Origin of the sequence: Pseudomonas sp. TTU2014-080ASC, from assembly GCF_001446935.1 — a bacterium.
Taxonomy (GTDB): domain Bacteria; phylum Pseudomonadota; class Gammaproteobacteria; order Pseudomonadales; family Pseudomonadaceae; genus Aquipseudomonas.
Map to the genome: position 1 here is coordinate 324572 of NZ_LKKK01000001.1, position 16813 is coordinate 341384.

Here is a 16813-nt window from a genome sequence, read left to right on the forward strand (position 1 = left end):
TGATTAAGGATTCAAACTCGCTGGCTGCGCACCTGGCGCCAGCCGCCATACAGCAGGCACAGTGACAACAGGGCAAAGCCCAGCCAGATTTGCCATTGCGGCGTGGGCGCTGCGCTTTCCTGAGTGACCTCCTGCAACACCTGGCCACTGACGGTTTCACCGGCACCAGCGTTGTCGCCATCGGCCTCTGCCGGAGCTGCGCCAGTCAGGCCAAAACCCGCCGCCGACTGCTCGATAAACTCACGGGTCACCGGCTGCGTGCCGCTGGTTGCGCCCTGCTCGTCCAGCTCCTGCCAGCGCTCGGTCAGCTCCTTGCGGGTTTGCTCATCGGCATCCCAGTAGCCTTTGCGAATCGCCTCTAGCATGCGTTCAACCAACTGCGCCTGAGCACTGGGGTTATTCGCCTCAAACCACTCATTAAGGCCGAGGTTGCGCTGATCCATCACGTAGGTCTGGTGCAGCGCTTGCCACTGATCCGCCCGCACCATGCTGCGGTCCATGGCCTGCCAGCCCCAAACGTTGTTGACGATGTTGAGCAGCTCCAGCGTACCGGCGTAGCCTTCCTTCTGCATGGCGCCGATCCACTGCGGATTGAGATAGCGGCTGCGCAGTTCGTTACTGAGGAATTGCGCAGCCCCTTCCATACGCGGCGTATTGGTGCGCAGATCAGCGATGTACAGCGCCGGGCTGCTGCCATCCAGATGACGAATCACCAAAGAGAGACCGCCCAGATACTCGAAAGGATGATCGGTGGACAGCAGGCCATTAACCGTCGAGGAGCGCGCCAGCACGGCAGCTTCAACGCCCTTCAGCTGCTCGCCGAACAACTTTGCTCCCGCTGCCTCAGGCACTAGCCCGCGACTGCCATAGCCACTGCCCAGCCGGGACAGATACTGCTCAGCCAAGGCCGATTCGTCCTCCCACTGGGTTGAGTCCAGCGTCAGGTCGGTCACCCCACTGCCGTAGTCGCCCGGCTCATTGCTGAAAATCCGCACACTGGCCAAGCGCTTAGCCTGCTCGGCCGCCATGCCCTGCTCCTGCAAACGCCCCTGAACGGCTTTGCTATTGGCGGCGATCGGGTTATCCGCCTCATCCAGCTGCTCCAATCGCTCCACGGCCTCTGCCAACAGACGCATAAAGCCGTCGAACTGATCGCGGTAAACGCTGGTGGCTTGAATCACCACATCAATGCGCGGCCGGCCAAGTTCGGTACGGGGAATAATCGCCAGCGCCCGCACGCGCCCCCCCTCATCCCACACTGGACGCAGGCCCATGGCGTGCAGCACCTGGCTTTCCAGAATCCCAAAGTGACGCATGGCCTCAGATGACCACAGACTGAACGCCAATTTGCGCGGAGCCTGCCCTTCATGCTCGGCCTTGTAGCTGTCGATCAGTTGCTGCAGGGCTTGCTCGCCCGCCTCATAGGCTGCGCGAGTCGGCAGCTTGTCCGCCTCAAATGCATAGATATTGCGGCCGCTGGGCACCTGCGGATTACGCACCGGATCACCGCCAGAACCGGGCGCGACAAAACCACCGGCAAGCCCAGCGAGCAGCGCTTCTATCTCGCCGGTGCGGGCCAAATTCAGCTCATAGCCACGGGCCTTTTCCAGTTGCTCGCGCAAGCCCGCGCCAGGTAACTCATCCAGTGAGTAAGCCTGCAAGACGTAACGATCCAGCAGGCTATAGGCCTCGGTCTTTTTCAGCTCGGCAAAATCCATAGCCACCGGCTCCGCCTCGTAAACCTTACCGCTGGCCTCAGCCACGGCCTTCAAATAAGGCTCTCCAAGCTGCTGCAAAACCGTACTGAGGCGATGCTCAGGCCGTGACGGTTCTCCAAAGGTATGCAACCCCAACGGCAGGTTATCCGTCGCCAGTGCATGCAGATGGTCATGCAGGCGGGCGAAGAAGGTATCGAAGTCGGCTTTGGCTGTTGCTGCGTCTAATTGCAGGTCCTCCAGCAACCCAGAGGCTTGTGAAAACTCAATGATCTTAATCGCGGTCTGCTGCTGAACAGCGCCCTCTTCCAGTTGCTGATACTGATGAATCAGGTCATGCAGATCACGCAGTTCGTCGTACAACCCGGCCGGCGCAAACGGCGGTGTCTGGTGGCTGACAGTCACGGCACGGCCACGGCGACGGGCCTGAATCGCTTCGCCAATGTTGTCCTGAATATAGGGATAGAACACCGGCAGATCAGCCATCGCCAAAAAACTGTAATCGTTAACCGACAAGCCCCGGTCCTTGCCCGGCAGCCACTCTTGGGTGCCGTGGGTACCAAAGTGAATCAGCGCATCTGCCAGATCATGCAACAGCAGATAAGCGGCCAGATAAATGTGATCCGGCGGTACTTTGCTGTCGTGATAGGCCTCACCAGGGCGACCGGCCCGCGGCGGTTGCGACATCAGTGTCAGGCTGCCCAGCTTGGCCCGGGGGATGATGAACTGGGGTTTGCCGCTCAGCGTGCGAATGGCCCAATGCTTGGACGGATCACCCCAGCGCGCAGTCAGCTCATTGCGCACCGACTCCGGCAACTTGCCCAGCCAGCGCTGGTAGGCTTCAAGCGGAACACCAACGGCCAGATCATCCTTAAGCAGAGCATCCAGAGTTTCCGGGCGGTAATAACCGCCAAGCAGACGCTGCGCCGTCTCGGTCAGTTGTGCCTCGTTGCTGACCGGGACCTTGTAGCCTGCCTCAGCAAGGCGAGCACTCAGAGTCGCCAGACTGCGGGGCACATTCAGGTGCGAGGCGGAGATGTTCTTCTCGCCATCCGGGTGGTTCCAGAACAGCAGCGCCAGGCGTTTCTGCCCGACCGGCAGCGTTTGCAAACGAACCAACCGGTTGACCTTACGCATCAGTGCTTCGGCCTGCTCGGGGATCAGCACTGGCTCACCCTTCTCTACTGCACTGATCACCAGCGGATCGCTCATCCCCCAGCTTTCCGGTACGCCGAGCAAGGGCGCAACTGCATGCATGGCGATCCCGGAAGTGGACTCGCGCCAGCCTTGAATATCTGTGCTGCGCTCACCGAAGGTTTGCAAAACCGGGATATTCAGGTCGAGAAACTCAGCCTGCCGCGCAGCAGCATTTTGCATGTGCGTGAGATTGATCAGCACCTGCACGTTGGCAGGCTTAACGATCTCAGTCAGCCCGTGCGGGTTTTGCGCATCAAACCAAAACAACACCGGTGCCTGCCCGTGTGCTTCGCTGAGCTTAATCAGCCCATCCAGCATGCCCAGTTCAGCGTCCGCGATCGCCCCGCTATGGATGACAAAGCCGACACGCGGCGCGCCTTCAGGCCAGCGCTTGCTGCCCCAGGCCAAGTAGGCGTTTACATCGCTGAACAGCTCGGGCGCATCCGGGTGATACATGCCGGTTGCAGGTAGCGGCTTAGGCGGCGGCATCTGCGAAACATCCTGCCCGGCCTTAAGGGCTTTCCAATAGGACAGGAATTGGCGCAGATTTGCCTCACCACCATTAGCGTAATAACCGATCATGGCGTAGGCCATTGGCGGCGGAAGGTTACCGAAGGCCGGAGCGCCGCCCCCCACACGAATCCAGGGCGTTCGCGCATCTTTAAGACGCTCACCTAAGAAGGCCTGCATCTGCGCCAGATCATTCGGGCGCGGCGTATCCAGAATCAGCAGACCCGCGCTAAGTAAATCATCCGATAACTCTCGCTCGCGGCTAATGTTGCGACTATCCAAACGCATCCCGGCTTCGCTGGCCCAACTTTGCAAGCGCTGAAGCTTGCCCGGCAGGACGAAGTCGTTGGCCAATACGCGCACATCCGGCTGCGTATCGGCCTGCACCGTACTGGCAACGAATAGCCAGATCATGATCAGAAATAATGTGCGCATTTCAGAAGCTCAGGCTCAGACCAACGTGGAAAGTGCGCCCCGGTTCGGGGTAGTTGAACAGCGCGTCTTCATCGGCCAGACGTACATCACCGATGTTCTGAATGCCGCCGCGCACACTCAGCTCATTGGTGAGTTGCTGGGTCATTTCCAGATGCCAGAGACTATAGGCTGGCAGGCTGTACTCGCTGTCACGGCTGTAGCCGATCTGGCTGCCGACGTATTCGTTACGCACCTGAGCGGTAAAGCGCTCGGTGGGTTTCCAGCTCACGTGAGTATTGGCCAGATGCCGTGAACGCCCAGCCAAGCGACGATCCGCGCTGCGGTCGATGGCATCCAGATAGGTGTAATTCGCGCCCCAGTGCAGATCAGCTGGCAAGTCGATTTCCGCGCCCAACTCCAGACCACGAATGCGCGCTTTATCGACGTTCTCGTACTCGCGCATCTCACGCCCGCGCTGCCCGCAGGCCTGCACACAAATGGTTTGAATCAAGCCTTTGACGTTGTTCTGGAACACACCTGCCGACAGCGACCAGCCATCACCGGCGTAGTCACCGCCAAACTCGTAGGTGGTGTTGATCTCAGGGTCCAGATCCGGGTTACCGGTAATGGTGAACATGCCACCACCGCCCACAGCGGAGTAACCGGGTGACAGCTCCTTCAGCGTCGGCGCATTAAAACCACGCCCAACACCGCCGCGCAGGGTCAGCGCCTCATTGACCTGATGGACCAAATACGCGCGCGGGCTTTTCTGCCAACCGTAGTTTTCGTGGTGATCGAATCGGCTTCCCAGCACCAGCGACCAGTCATCCTGAAACTGGATTTCGTCTTGGAAAAAGGCAGCACGGTGGATCGCCTCTGCGTCACCGCCGGCAACGCTGTTGTCTTCCAGTTGCTCTCTGCGCCATTCGCCACCGACAGTAAACAAGTGCATGTTTCCAACCGGCAGGCTGATGCTGGCATCGGCTACATCGTCGGTCATGCGTTGCCATGGGTTACTCGGCACCTGGCCGTTGGTGTAGCGGTTGTCCCGCTCAAGACGGTTGCGATAAACCCGCAACGAGCTGTCGCCCCACGACCAGTGACCGGTGTGGGCCAGCGAGAAATTCTCACGTTCGATACGGTCCTTAGACTCGTATTCCACAGGCTGTCGTCCGGCACTGCGATTATTACGCCAGCGTTTTTCCAGGCCGCGCCCCGTGGTCAGATCAATCCGTTGCGCCTCATCCGGCGTCCAGCTCAGGGTTGCGGAGCCGCTGTCTACAGAGCGACCTTCAAGCTCAGACAACGCAGAGTCACGACGGTCTGATGTTTCCTGACGGCGGCGGCTTTCGCCATTCAAGGACAGACCCAATACACCCGGAATCAGCGGACCTCCGAGATAACCTGCCAACTGGTGGGTATCGCCTCCTTGACTGTTATCCACCACCCCGCCGTTGATCAGCGCACTGCCCTTCCACTCATCAGTGGCTTTGCGGGTGATGACGTTGACCACACCGCCGAGCGCCTCTGAGCCATAAAGAGAGGACATCGGCCCACGAACCACTTCAATCCGCTCTATCGCCTCAACCGGCACCCAGCTCAGATCGAAATCTGCATGAGCAATGGCGCTAGCCGAGTTGCTGATGCGCTGGCCATTGACCAGAAACAGTGTGTGTTTGGCATCCATCCCGCGAACACTGATTCCGCGACGCCCGATCCCGATACCGGAAAACTGCAAACCCGGTGTTCCGCGAAGAGCGTCGACCAGATCCTGAACGGGACGGGCCGCCAGCTCCTCCCGGGTGATCACGGTAACGCTGGCTGGCGTGTCCTTAAGCGAGCGCTCCGTGCTGGTCGCAGTGATAACGGTGGAATCAAGGTCAAGAACTCGTGCTTCGCTGATACCCGAAAGCAGTAAAACCCAAGCAGCCAGAGGCCATCGGGGGCCTGAAGAAAGTGAAAACATAGTCCGTCCCTTTGCTGAAAGGGCCAGATATTATTTTGTTATAACATAACATTCAATCAACAAAACGGATGTCTGCATCTGAACGCATAAGCTTCTCAATGCTTTATGCGGCAGCCACCTCTCCTTAAAAGTGTAATTTCTTCCCGGGCGCAAAACGGGCAGCGATGATCATCAGCACCAAAGCACCAACGCCCATGCAGACCCAGGCCAGGGTCAGATCAGCGAAACGCTGGCGAATAAGCCCGGCCAGAATCGGCACCACACTGGCGATGATGTAGCCACCGCCCTGCACCATGCTCATCAACGCACCGGCCTGTGCCGGGGTTTCGGCATGATCCATCGTGATGATCAAGGACAGCGGGAAGATGGCCCCGATCCCCAGGCCCAGCAGTATTGCGGCAGTAATGGCGAGGTCGGCTGGCGAGAATATCAAGCACAGCAGCCCAAAAACCTGCACAACCAACGTGCCCCATACCAACACCCTGCGATTCGGGAAGTAGCCCACCAACGTCGACACCAGCAAGCCGGCCACCACCTCGGCCACCGTCACCAGCCCCAGCAGCAGGCCGCTCTCGGTCGACGTCCACCCCAGCTGGGTGTAAAACGGCGGCAACCAGGCCAGCACGAGTGTGTACGCGCCGGTGGCAATGCCAAAAAAGGTCATTAGCAGCCACGCACGCGGCTCATTAAGAGGCAATCTCAGGGAGCCCCCCGCCCCTTTGTCGGAAGCCGCAGTGCCAAGCACCAGCCACAACAACGCTGCCAGCAGCGCAGGCACAGCCCAAAACGCCAGCCCACCATGCCAACTGATAACAGTGGCTAGAGGTGCCACGCTCGCTGCGGCAATGGCTGCACCGGCCATGATGCCGGTGGTGTACAAGCCCATGACCAACCCCACGCGCGCCGCAAACTGAGTCTTGATAAAAGCGGGCAACAAGGCCTGAACCAGAGCAATTCCCAGACCACCAAGCGCTGCAGTGATAATCAGGCCGCTGCTGTCGTGCCAGAGCCAACGCGCCGCGCAGGCGACGGCAATCACCGTGATCCCCAGCAGAATACCGCCGTACTGGCCAAACAGCCGCTGCAACACATTGCCCGCCAGCGCACAAATACCCATAGCCAGGACCGGCAGTGTGGTCAGCAAGCCAGCCTGAGAGCTGGTGATGCCCGTCGCAATCTGGATGTCATCCAGCACCGGACCGACGCTGGCCAGAATTGGTCGTAAATTCAGCCCCAACAGCATTAGTGCCAAAAGGATGAAACCGGCTGGTGCCGCGTGACGGCGAGCGCCAGACTGTCCACTCATACTTAAATACCTTTACTTCGACCGCTCAGGCGAGAGACGATAGTTTGATAAAAAGAATCTTTATATCAAGATAAATGCGATGAACGACAGAGCGCGCTTTGCAATAGAACAATGGAGCCGGGAAAAACCTCACCTGCCGAGCTTGCCCATGGAGCTGATTGGGCGCCTGGCAGAGGCCGCTCAGCGTATAGCCCATCAACACCTGAACCCACTATTTGCCCAACACGGCCTGCAAGCCGGTGAGTTTGATGTACTGGCCACTCTGTTACGCAGCGGCGATCCCTATGCACTCACTCCTACCGCGCTTTACGAAGCAGCCATGATGTCGTCCGGGGGCATGACCAACCGCATCGATCGCTTGGAAAAAGCCGGGCTGGTGGAGCGCCGCAAAAACCCGCATGACCGACGTGGCACGCTGGTCACGCTCACTGAATCAGGACTGGCTTTGATCAACCCACTGATGGAACTGCACGTCGCCAATGAACAGTGCATCCTGCAGTGCCTCAGTGAAGTCGAACAACAGCAGCTTAATGATTTGCTGGCTAAACTGATCAGCGCGCTCCCGACCACCTCGCGGCCGTGAAGGGTCAACCACCGATAATTTTCATCACCGTTGTGCCGCCGGCGAATGACATATCCTGCTTGTCCGCCAGCGCCCGCACCAGCATCCGCTGCAAGGCTGGCAAAGCAATGTGCCGAGGCTCATTGAGCAAATCACCGATGAAGTGCCGTTGGGTGGATGACAGACAACCGTGCAGCCAGCCGGTAGAAGACAGACGCAGCCGCGAGCACGTCCGACAAAACGGCACACTCTCGTTGGCAATCACACCAAAGAAGCCCCGGCCCACGATCTGATAACGAATGGCAGTCGCATCCACTGCCGCCTCAGCCTGGGTGTACTGATAGTGTTGGCTGATCTGCTCAAGCAACTCATCCAACCCAACAAACTGGCGCTTGAACCCCGCGTAATCGTGGGACAAATGCCCCATACGCATCAGCTCGATAAAGCGCAGCTCAAAGCCATTATCAATGCAATAATCCAGCATCGGCATGACCTGATCCAGATTCTGCCCACGTAACGGCACCATATTGATTTTGATCTTCAATCCGGCTTCGCGGGCCAGACGCAGCCCTTCGAGCACACTGGCGAGGTCGCCGCCACGGGCAATCTCGCGGAAACGCTGGGGATCAAGGGTATCGAGAGAGATATTCAGTCGGCGAATGCCACATTCGACGAGCAACGGTAACTTGCGCGCCAGTAACTGACCATTGCTGGTCAGGCTGATGTCCTCCAGTCCAAGCTGACTGACACCCCGCAGCAACCCTTCCAGTTTCGGACTGACCAGCGGCTCGCCGCCGGTAATGCGTAAACGCTCAATCCCTGCAGACTCAATCAGATAGCTCACAGCTCTGACCAATACGTCCGCACTCAGCTCGTCCTGAGCTGCAACCAGACGCTTTCCGTCCGGAACACAGTAGCCACACGCGTAATTGCACGCAGCGGTGAGGCTGAGGCGCAAGTTACGAAAGCGCCTGCCTTGGCGGTCAACGATCATGCGGTGCTCCTGAAGAATAAACGCAGGTAATGGGGCAACACCCTTGCAACTGATCGTTTAGAGCAGGCAATCGCAACCGGGCTCAGTTGGAAACGGGATCACCTTCACGCTTGCGACGGTTGCCCATGCGCACACCGATGTCCATCAAGAACTGGAAGAAACCTTCCTGATCTTCCAGCACGTTGCTCCAAAACGGCGAGTGATACAGAGCTACAGCACCGTGGACCAGCGCCCAAGCCGCACAGAAATGGAAGTATGGCGGAACATTTTCCAGCTTGCCTTCAGAAATACGTCCCTTGATCAGCTGAGTCAGTCGCTCAAAGTTGGAGGCGCGGATCTGGTGCAACTGCTCCACCATATCAGGCACTTGATTGCCCTTGACCACCTTCTCTTCCAGGCGGTCAAACAGACGATAGCGCTGCGGGTCACGCATGCGGAACTCGAAATAAGCTCGCGAGAGCGCTTCCTTGTCGCGGTCCACGTCAGAGGAATGCAGCAATTCGTTCAAATCACGCTCGTAATCAAGCATCAGACGCAGATAGATTTCAGCCTTAGATTTGAAGTGCTTGTAGATCGTGCCCTTACCGATGCCCACGGCATCAGCAATCATTTCTACTGTCACACTGTCTTCACCCTGCTCGAGAAAGAGCTTGAGTGCTGTATCAAGAATTTCCTGCTCTCTGCGGCGAAACTCACGGACCTTGCGGGGCTCTTTATGCATATAGGGACTGCGGCGTCTATAAACGAAGTCTCTTATTATGCCTAACTGTTAACAAATTGCACGGGCCTTACCACAATGTATGCAACTGAGAATGAGTTTCCCCAACAGACCGGTCTGCACTACTTAAACCATGCTGCAGTGGCCCCCTGGCCGCAGCGTGCTGTTGAGGCTGTCACCCGTTTTGCCATCGAGAACGCCCACACCGGAGCTCGTGATTACGCGAACTGGCTGCAGCTCGAAAGACGTCTGCGCGAACGCCTACAGCGCCTGCTCAACGCCCCGTCACGCAGTGACATTGCTCTGGTCAAGAACACCTCTGAAGCCCTGTCTTTTGTCGCCTTTGGTCTGGACTGGCGCGAAGGCGACCAGATCGTAATCAGCGACGAAGAATTCCCATCTAATCGGATCGTCTGGGAAGCCCTGGGTCCACTTGGTGTAGAGGTCGTTCAGGTCAATCTGCATGGCGCAAATGCTGAAGCCGCTCTGCTTGCCGCATGCGGACCGCGCACCAGACTCATGGCGATCAGCGCAGTGCAATACGCCAGCGGGCTACGCCTTGACCTCCAGCGTCTGGGCGCAGGCTGCAACGCACGCGGCGTGCTTCTATGCGTGGATGCCATCCAACAGCTGGGAGCGTTCTCCCTTGACGTGCAAAGCTGTAACTGCGCGTTCGCCATGGCTGACGGCCACAAATGGATGCTCGGCCCTGAAGGGCTGGGCGTGTTCTACTGCCGGGAAGACCTGCGCAGCCAGCTAAAACTGCACGAATACGGCTGGCACATGCTGGAAAACGCCGGTGATTACAGCAAACCCGAGTGGCAACCGGCCCGCAGCGCCCGCCGCTTTGAATGTGGCAGCCCCAACATGCTGGGCGCCACGGCACTGGAGGCCAGCCTTTCACTATTAGAAGAAGTGAGCTTAACGACCATTGAGCAGCAGATAGAAGAACGCATGCAATGGCTGATCGACGGGCTGAAAGCACTGCCACAGGTGCAATTTCATAGCGTTCTGGAACCGGAACGGCGCGCAGGGATTCTGACATTCAGCCTAGATAACTGGCAGCACGCCGCGCTTTTTGAAGCGTTAAAGCAAAAGCAGGTGATATGCGCACAACGTGGAGGCGGTATCCGCTTCTCCCCTCACTTCTACACCAGACAGCAATCGATAGATGAAACACTTCACATACTCCATACCCTGTCGACCAAATAAGCCAGTGAGGGGCTAAGAAGTATTCCAAATAGGTTTAAGAATTCCGGCGAACGGTCTGGACGATCCACAATCTTCGCCAATACTGGAACTTACTGGTGTTCGGCGCCATCCCCCAGGTGCCTCACCAGGCAAGGTGTCGTTGACCGCGCACCTTGATTTACTCCTAATGGTCTTGACCCGGACTCACCCCCAGAGCCCGGGTTTTTTTTATCTACCGTGAGCCCTACGATCATTTCACTCGCGCCAGCGGGAACAAGCGTTTGAAGTTTTCAGTGGTCTGCTCAGCCAACTGCTCAAAACTCACGCCCCGCAACACGGCCAGATACTCCGCCACATCGCGGACATATTCCGGCAGATTGGGCTTGCCACGGTGGGGAACCGGGGCCAGATATGGAGAATCCGTTTCTACCAGCAGACGATCGGCAGGTACCTGTCGCGCGACCTCACGTAACGCCTCGGCATTGCGGAAGGTCACGATGCCAGACAGAGAGATATAAAAGCCGATATCCAGAGCAGCCTTGGCCATTTCCCAATCTTCGGTAAAGCAATGCAGGACCCCCGCCTGGGGCAGCGCCGCTTCACGCAGCAACGCCAGCGTGTCAGCACGGGCCTCACGGGTATGCACGATCACCGGCTTACCCGTCACTTGCGCTGCCTGAAGATGCAGGCGAAACGCCTGTTGCTGTAATTCAGCGGCCTCCGGCTCGTAGTGGTAGTCCAGGCCGGTTTCGCCAATCGCCACCACATTCGGATGATTCAGCTCACCCAGTAACCAGTCCAGTGCAGGCGCAGCCCCCGGTTCGAGATCCAACGGGTGAACGCCCACCGAGCAATCCACATCCGCATAGCTCTCAGCCAGGCTTTTTACCGCCGCAGCATTGTCGGCGCTGACGCCGATACAGAGAAAATGACCAACGCCACGCGCACGCGCAGCCGCCAAAGCCGCATCGAGCGAGCCGCCATGGGCAGCCAAATCGAGACGATCAAGATGGCAGTGGGAATCAACCAACATGCTAAACAATCACTTGAAAAGAGGTGCCAGAGGCCGGCACCCGATACGATTTGAATGAAACGCTTACATAGTATGCGTAGGACGATCTGACGTCAGCGCACCTGCAAGATAGGTTTCGATTTTGTTGCGGGCGCTGTTGTCACCATCATTGAACTGAACACCCACACCTGCTGCACGGTTGCCTTGGGCACCTTTCGGAGTGATCCAGACGACCTTTCCGGCAACCGGGATTTTTTCTGGCTCATCCATCAGGTTGAGCAGCATGAACACTTCATCACCGAGCTTGTAGCTCTTGTTGGTAGGAATGAACAAACCACCATTTTTAATGAATGGCATATAAGCGGCATAGAGCACGGATTTGTCTTTGATGGTGAGCGACAAGATCCCATTACGCGGGCCCAGGTTAGGAGGCAAACTCATGCGGCATTCCTGTTATTTATTCTCGGTCGGTCGATTCTATCTCGGTCCCGGCAGGCTTGCCCACTGCACAAGCAGCGCTTCAAGCAGCAAAATCCGGTTCAGATTGGCCTTATTGATGACTTTTTGCCTCTGTGCAAGCAACCAATCCTGAATTGCCAGTACTTTAGGCTGGGACGACTTATCCGCCAGATACTGAATCACCTTACTCATATCCGCCTGCCCAAGGCCTGCTTCATCACCGCTCAGTTGGTAGCGCAACATCAGCTGAGACCACTGACAGAACCAGTCAAACAGCAGCGGCAGAGATACCGAATTCCAGCTCTCCGCCAATTGACTTGGGCCAATCTGTTGTTTCAAAAGCTTCTTAACACCTTCCACCACTTCGGCGCGCTGAGCGATTACGCCCTGCTCATGCATCTGCACAGCCGTCAGTGGCGAGCCATTCGCCAGAAACAGCAACTCTTCAACCACCTGTTGACTCAGGTCAGGCAGCTTCTGCTTGAGCCAGCTCTGGCTCTGTGCTGGACTTGGCAATGGACAGGCCTGCTGCACACAGCGGCTTTTTACAGTTGGCAGCAACCGGCTTGGCTGGTGACTGATCAGCAACAACACCGTATTACCAGAGGGTTCCTCAAGGCTTTTAAGCAAGGCGTTGGAAGCGTTGATATTCATCGACTCAACTGGCTCGATCAGTACCACCTTGCGCCCAGCTAGCTGCGCGGTCTGAACCACAAAACCAACTAGTTCGCGGACCTGATCCACCCGAATAGCCTTATCAGCCTCCTCAGGTTCAAGCACATAAGTGTCGGGATGAGTGCCAGCCGCAAGCAGATGACAGGACTTGCATTGTCCGCAGGCATTCAGGCCGTCAGGCTTGAGACAGAGCAGCCGCGCCATCAGGCGTTCGGCTAGAGCACGCTTACCGATCCCGGCCGGACCGTGCAGCAAATAGGCATGGGCATGCTGTGTGCGCCCGGCCAATTGCTGCCAGAGTGCATCCTGCCATGGGAATGCCTCAGCCACGAGTCAACACCAGTAGCTCCGGCAAGAGCTGATCAAGGCTCTGCTGGACGTCTTGCAAGGGTTTGGCGGCATCCACAATGCGATAGCGCTGCGGGTGCTCTGCGGCCCGCTGCAGATAGGTTTGCCGAACCGCTTCAAAAAACGCCATACCTTCTTGCTCAAAGCGATCCAGGCAGCCCCGCTCCGCCGCACGTGCCAGCCCCACTTCAACCGGCAGATCAAAAACCAAGGTCATATCAGGTCGCAACGCGCCCTGAACAAAGTCTTCCAGCACGGCAATGCGCTGGTGAGAAAGTCCACGGCCACCGCCCTGATAGGCATAGGTGGCATCGGTGAAACGATCACAGATCACCACACAGCCACGCTCAAGCGCTGGACGAATGACCTGATCAATATGCTGAGCACGGGCAGCAAACATCAGTAACAGCTCAGTATCACTGGCCATCAGCTCATCACTGGGCGCCAGAAGGATTTCCCGAATCCGCTCAGCCAGCGGCGTACCGCCCGGCTCACGGGTCAGCACTACATCAATGCCCTGCTCACGAAAACGCGTAGCCAAGTAATCCCGGTTAGTGCTTTTGCCAGCACCTTCTGGGCCTTCAAGGGTGATAAACAAACCACTCACACACTGTCCTTACTGTTGTTGGGGCGTTACCGGAGCCGGACTGGAACGGTAATCTGCCCGACGCCTGAGCTGGTACTCACGCACAGCACGATTATGTTGCTCAAGCGTTTCTGAAAATACATGGCTACCGTCACCGCGAGCAACGAAATACAGACTTTTCCCAGCGACTGGATTAAGCGCTGCATTTATAGCCTCACGCCCAGCCAGCGCAATCGGTGTCGGAGGCATGCCATCTATGGTGTAGGTGTTATACGGCGTGTGCTCACGCAAATCAGCGCGGGTAATCCGGCCGTTATAACGCGCGCCCATACCATAAATGACGGTTGGATCGGTCTGCAGGCGCATCCCTATGCGCAAGCGGCGGACAAATACCCCGGCAATTTCCCCGCGCTCCTGCGGTACACCGGTCTCCCTTTCGATCATGGACGCCATGATCAAGGCATCGTAGGGTTCCTTGTAGGGCAAGCCGTCTTGTCGCTTCTCCCATTCCTCGGCCAACACCTTTTCCAAACGGGCATTGGCCTTTTGGAGCAGATCAAGATCCGTCGTGCCGCGCACAAAACTGTAAGTGTCAGGGAAAAAACGACCTTCTGGGTGCAATCCAGCCAACCCCAACCGACTCATCAATTCTTCGTCATCAATATCGGACAAGGTTTGTTCAAGGCGCTGCTCACGAGCCAGCGCTGAACGTACTTGGCGGAAGTTCCAGCCCTCCACCAAGGTGATAGAGTATTGAATCACGTCACCACGCTGCCACATGGCCAGCAAATCAGTGACGGTTTGCCCTGGGCGCAGCTGATATTCACCGCTATGCAAGGGCTGACGGTGTAGATTGAAGCGCCAGTACTGACGCAACCAGAAGGCTTTATCAAGGATACCGTCTGCCTCAAGCCGATTTAGCACGCCGCCTGGCGTAGCTCCGCTGGGGACTTCAATCACGCGCTCAGCTGTCAGTTTAAGAGGCTGATGCAGCGCCTCGTGTTGCTGCCAGGCTGCCAGACCTAACAACAGACCGGCGAACACAACACTGCATTCGAGCAACAACAAAAGTTTTCGAATCAATTCAGCAGTCCAGAATATTTTGAGCAATGGCCTGCAGTTTACGGGTGAGCGCGCCAACCGGCCAGTCATGAGTCAACAGGGCACGCACTGGCCAGACACCATAGAGACTGTTACACAACATGACTTCATCGGCAGCCAGCAGTTCGTCATAGCTGATATCGCGCACCTGACAAACAATGCCGTGTTTTTCTGCCTGGGCCAGCAATTCGGCACGCATCACCCCAGCGACACCGCAACGGGACAGTTCGGCTGTCACCAGTGCCCCATCGATAACCATCAACAGGTTGCTGTACACCCCCTCAATGACACGACCGGAAACGTCACGCATCAGCCCTTCGGCATGCTCCGTGTCCTGCCACTCATCACGGGCCAATACTTGCTCGAGGCGATTGAGGTGCTTCAGCCCTGCCAGCAGGGGCTGCTCAGCTAAACGCGTAAGGCAGGGGAATAAGCGCACGCCCTGCTCCGCATTGGATTGCGGATAGACTGGCTTGGGTGCAGCCTGAAGAATCAGACGCGGTACAGAAGGATTCGGAGAGGCATAACCACGCTGGCCATCGCCGCGGGTGAGTATCAGTTTGCAAACGCCCTGGCCCACCAGCTGGCAAAAATCCAGCAACTGCTGACGCACGCCCGGTTCATCCAGTGGAATCGCCAGGCGTCGGCAGCCTTCCGCCAAGCGCTGCATATGGCGCTCAAACAGAATGGGGTGGCCGGCACTGACGGCGATAGTCTCGAACAGACCATCGCCGTATGCCAAGCCACGGTCCTTGACGGACAGTAACTCAGCAGGTCGGCCATCAACCCAGATCAACATCAGCCTGCAAACCGGCGGAACACCAGCGAACCGTTGGTTCCACCAAAGCCGAAGGAGTTGGACAACACCACGTCAATTGGCATTTGCCGTGCGTGATGCGGCACAAAATCCAGATCACAACCCTCGCTCGGATTTTCCAGGTTGATGGTCGGTGGAGCCACCTGATCACGCAACGCCAGGATACTGAAGATGGCTTCAACAGCCCCGGCAGCCCCCAACAAATGTCCGGTCATAGACTTGGTTGAGCTTACGGCAACCTTATAAGCATGATCGCCAAACACAGATTTCACCGCCGATGCTTCTGCCTTGTCGCCCGCCGGAGTCGACGTGCCGTGCGCATTGATGTATTGCACCTGATCAGGATTCACACCAGCATCGCGCAGTGCCGTTGCCATACAGCGGGCTGCACCAGCCCCATCTTCAGGTGGCGAAGTCATATGGTAGGCATCGCTGCTCATACCGAAGCCAATCAGCTCAGCGTAAATAGTTGCACCGCGGGCCTTGGCGTGCTCCAGTTCCTCAAGAACCAATGCACCAGAACCATCAGACAGTACGAAACCATCACGATCCTGATCCCACGGACGGCTGGCCCGGGTCGGATCATCGTTGCGAGTGGACAGAGCCCGAGCTGCACCGAAGCCGCCCATTCCCAGACCGCAAGCAGCCATCTCAGCACCGCCTGCAACCATTACATCCGCCTCGCCGTAAGCAATATTGCGGGCGGCCATGCCGATGCAGTGGGTACCAGTGGTGCATGCCGTAGCGATGGCATAGTTTGGCCCCTGCAGCCCCAGATGGATCGACAGGAAACCGGAGATCATGTTGATAATCGAGCCAGGCACAAAAAACGGCGAAATACGCCGTGGCCCCTGCTCAATCAACGACCGGCAGTTATTCTCGATATTGGTCAGACCGCCAATACCTGAACCCATGGCTACGCCGATGCGCTCACGGTTGGCATCGGTAATTTCCAGACCGGAATCGCGGACAGCTTGAAAACTAGCCGCAAGACCGTACTGAATAAACAGGTCGAGTTTTCTGGCCTCTTTCGCCGACAAGTACTCCTCAACATTGAAGCCCTTGATCGAACCACCAAAACGGGTGGAATAAGCCGAAAGGTCCATATGTTCGAGAGCAGCAATACCGCTGCGCCCTGCCAAAATACCCTGCCAGCTGCTCGGCACATCGTTACCCAGTGGCGACAGCATGCCCATACCGGTAACTACGACGCGTCTACGCGACACAGCCTTCTCCTTCTCT

The 16813-nt window shown here is 57.4% G+C and carries 14 protein-coding genes; 2 read left to right on the forward strand and 12 right to left on the reverse strand.

Annotation, left to right across the window (positions count from 1 at the left end; translation table 11 throughout):
- Positions 1-11: 11 nt before the first annotated feature.
- The 3 genes from cobN to AO726_RS01510 all read right to left on the reverse strand — a co-directional run bounded on the left by cobN (position 12) and on the right by AO726_RS01510 (position 7108).
- Positions 12-3857, reverse strand: coding sequence for a cobaltochelatase subunit CobN (cobN, locus tag AO726_RS01500; RefSeq protein WP_058066276.1), 3846 nt, complete (start codon positions 3855-3857; stop codon positions 12-14).
- A 1-nt stretch (position 3858) separates the two neighbouring features.
- On the reverse strand, positions 3859-5802 hold the full coding sequence (locus tag AO726_RS01505) for a TonB-dependent receptor domain-containing protein (RefSeq protein ID WP_058066277.1): 1944 nt from the start codon (positions 5800-5802) through the stop codon (positions 3859-3861).
- A gap of 124 nt (positions 5803-5926) precedes the next feature.
- Positions 5927-7108, reverse strand: a complete 1182-nt coding sequence (locus AO726_RS01510; RefSeq protein ID WP_058066278.1) for an MFS transporter — start codon at positions 7106-7108, stop codon at positions 5927-5929.
- 79 nt (positions 7109-7187) lie between these two features.
- Here AO726_RS01510 and AO726_RS01515 point away from each other — a divergent pair, with 79 nt between their 5' ends.
- Positions 7188-7691: a MarR family winged helix-turn-helix transcriptional regulator gene (locus tag AO726_RS01515; protein ID WP_058066279.1), complete on the forward strand. Its 504-nt coding sequence runs from the start codon at positions 7188-7190 to the stop codon at positions 7689-7691.
- Positions 7692-7695: 4 nt separating this feature from the next.
- On the opposite strand, the gene AO726_RS01520 is transcribed toward AO726_RS01515, so the two are convergent.
- Both AO726_RS01520 and AO726_RS01525 read right to left on the reverse strand, forming a co-directional pair.
- Positions 7696-8664: a GTP 3',8-cyclase MoaA gene (locus tag AO726_RS01520; RefSeq protein WP_058066280.1), complete on the reverse strand. Its 969-nt coding sequence runs from the start codon at positions 8662-8664 to the stop codon at positions 7696-7698.
- A gap of 82 nt (positions 8665-8746) precedes the next feature.
- On the reverse strand, positions 8747-9385 hold the full coding sequence (locus AO726_RS01525; protein WP_058066281.1) for a TetR/AcrR family transcriptional regulator: 639 nt from the start codon (positions 9383-9385) through the stop codon (positions 8747-8749).
- Positions 9386-9460: 75 nt separating this feature from the next.
- Here AO726_RS01525 and AO726_RS01530 point away from each other — a divergent pair, with 75 nt between their 5' ends.
- Complete coding sequence (locus AO726_RS01530) at positions 9461-10594, forward strand: aminotransferase class V-fold PLP-dependent enzyme (protein ID WP_058066282.1); 1134 nt, start codon at positions 9461-9463, stop codon at positions 10592-10594.
- Between the two features lie 229 nt (positions 10595-10823).
- Here AO726_RS01530 and AO726_RS01535 read toward each other — a convergent pair whose 3' ends face one another.
- From AO726_RS01535 to fabF, 7 genes are all read right to left on the reverse strand, one after another.
- Positions 10824-11606, reverse strand: coding sequence for a TatD family hydrolase (locus AO726_RS01535; RefSeq protein WP_058066283.1), 783 nt, complete (start codon positions 11604-11606; stop codon positions 10824-10826).
- A 63-nt stretch (positions 11607-11669) separates the two neighbouring features.
- Positions 11670-12026, reverse strand: a complete 357-nt coding sequence (locus tag AO726_RS01540) for a PilZ domain-containing protein (protein WP_058066284.1) — start codon at positions 12024-12026, stop codon at positions 11670-11672.
- 36 nt (positions 12027-12062) lie between these two features.
- Positions 12063-13049, reverse strand: coding sequence for a DNA polymerase III subunit delta' (locus AO726_RS01545; RefSeq protein ID WP_058066285.1), 987 nt, complete (start codon positions 13047-13049; stop codon positions 12063-12065).
- Complete coding sequence (gene tmk, locus AO726_RS01550; protein WP_058066286.1) at positions 13042-13674, reverse strand: dTMP kinase; 633 nt, start codon at positions 13672-13674, stop codon at positions 13042-13044. The genes AO726_RS01545 and tmk overlap by 8 nt, the downstream gene beginning before the upstream one ends.
- A 9-nt stretch (positions 13675-13683) precedes the next feature.
- Positions 13684-14736 (reverse strand): endolytic transglycosylase MltG, encoded by a 1053-nt coding sequence (mltG, locus tag AO726_RS01555; protein ID WP_058066287.1) that lies wholly within the window; start codon positions 14734-14736, stop codon positions 13684-13686.
- A 1-nt stretch (position 14737) separates the two neighbouring features.
- Positions 14738-15553, reverse strand: coding sequence for an aminodeoxychorismate lyase (gene pabC / locus AO726_RS01560; RefSeq protein ID WP_058066288.1), 816 nt, complete (start codon positions 15551-15553; stop codon positions 14738-14740).
- Positions 15553-16797 (reverse strand): beta-ketoacyl-ACP synthase II, encoded by a 1245-nt coding sequence (gene fabF / locus AO726_RS01565; RefSeq protein WP_058066289.1) that lies wholly within the window; start codon positions 16795-16797, stop codon positions 15553-15555. Before fabF ends, pabC begins: the two co-directional genes overlap by 1 nt.
- Between the last annotated feature and the right edge of the window lie 16 nt (positions 16798-16813).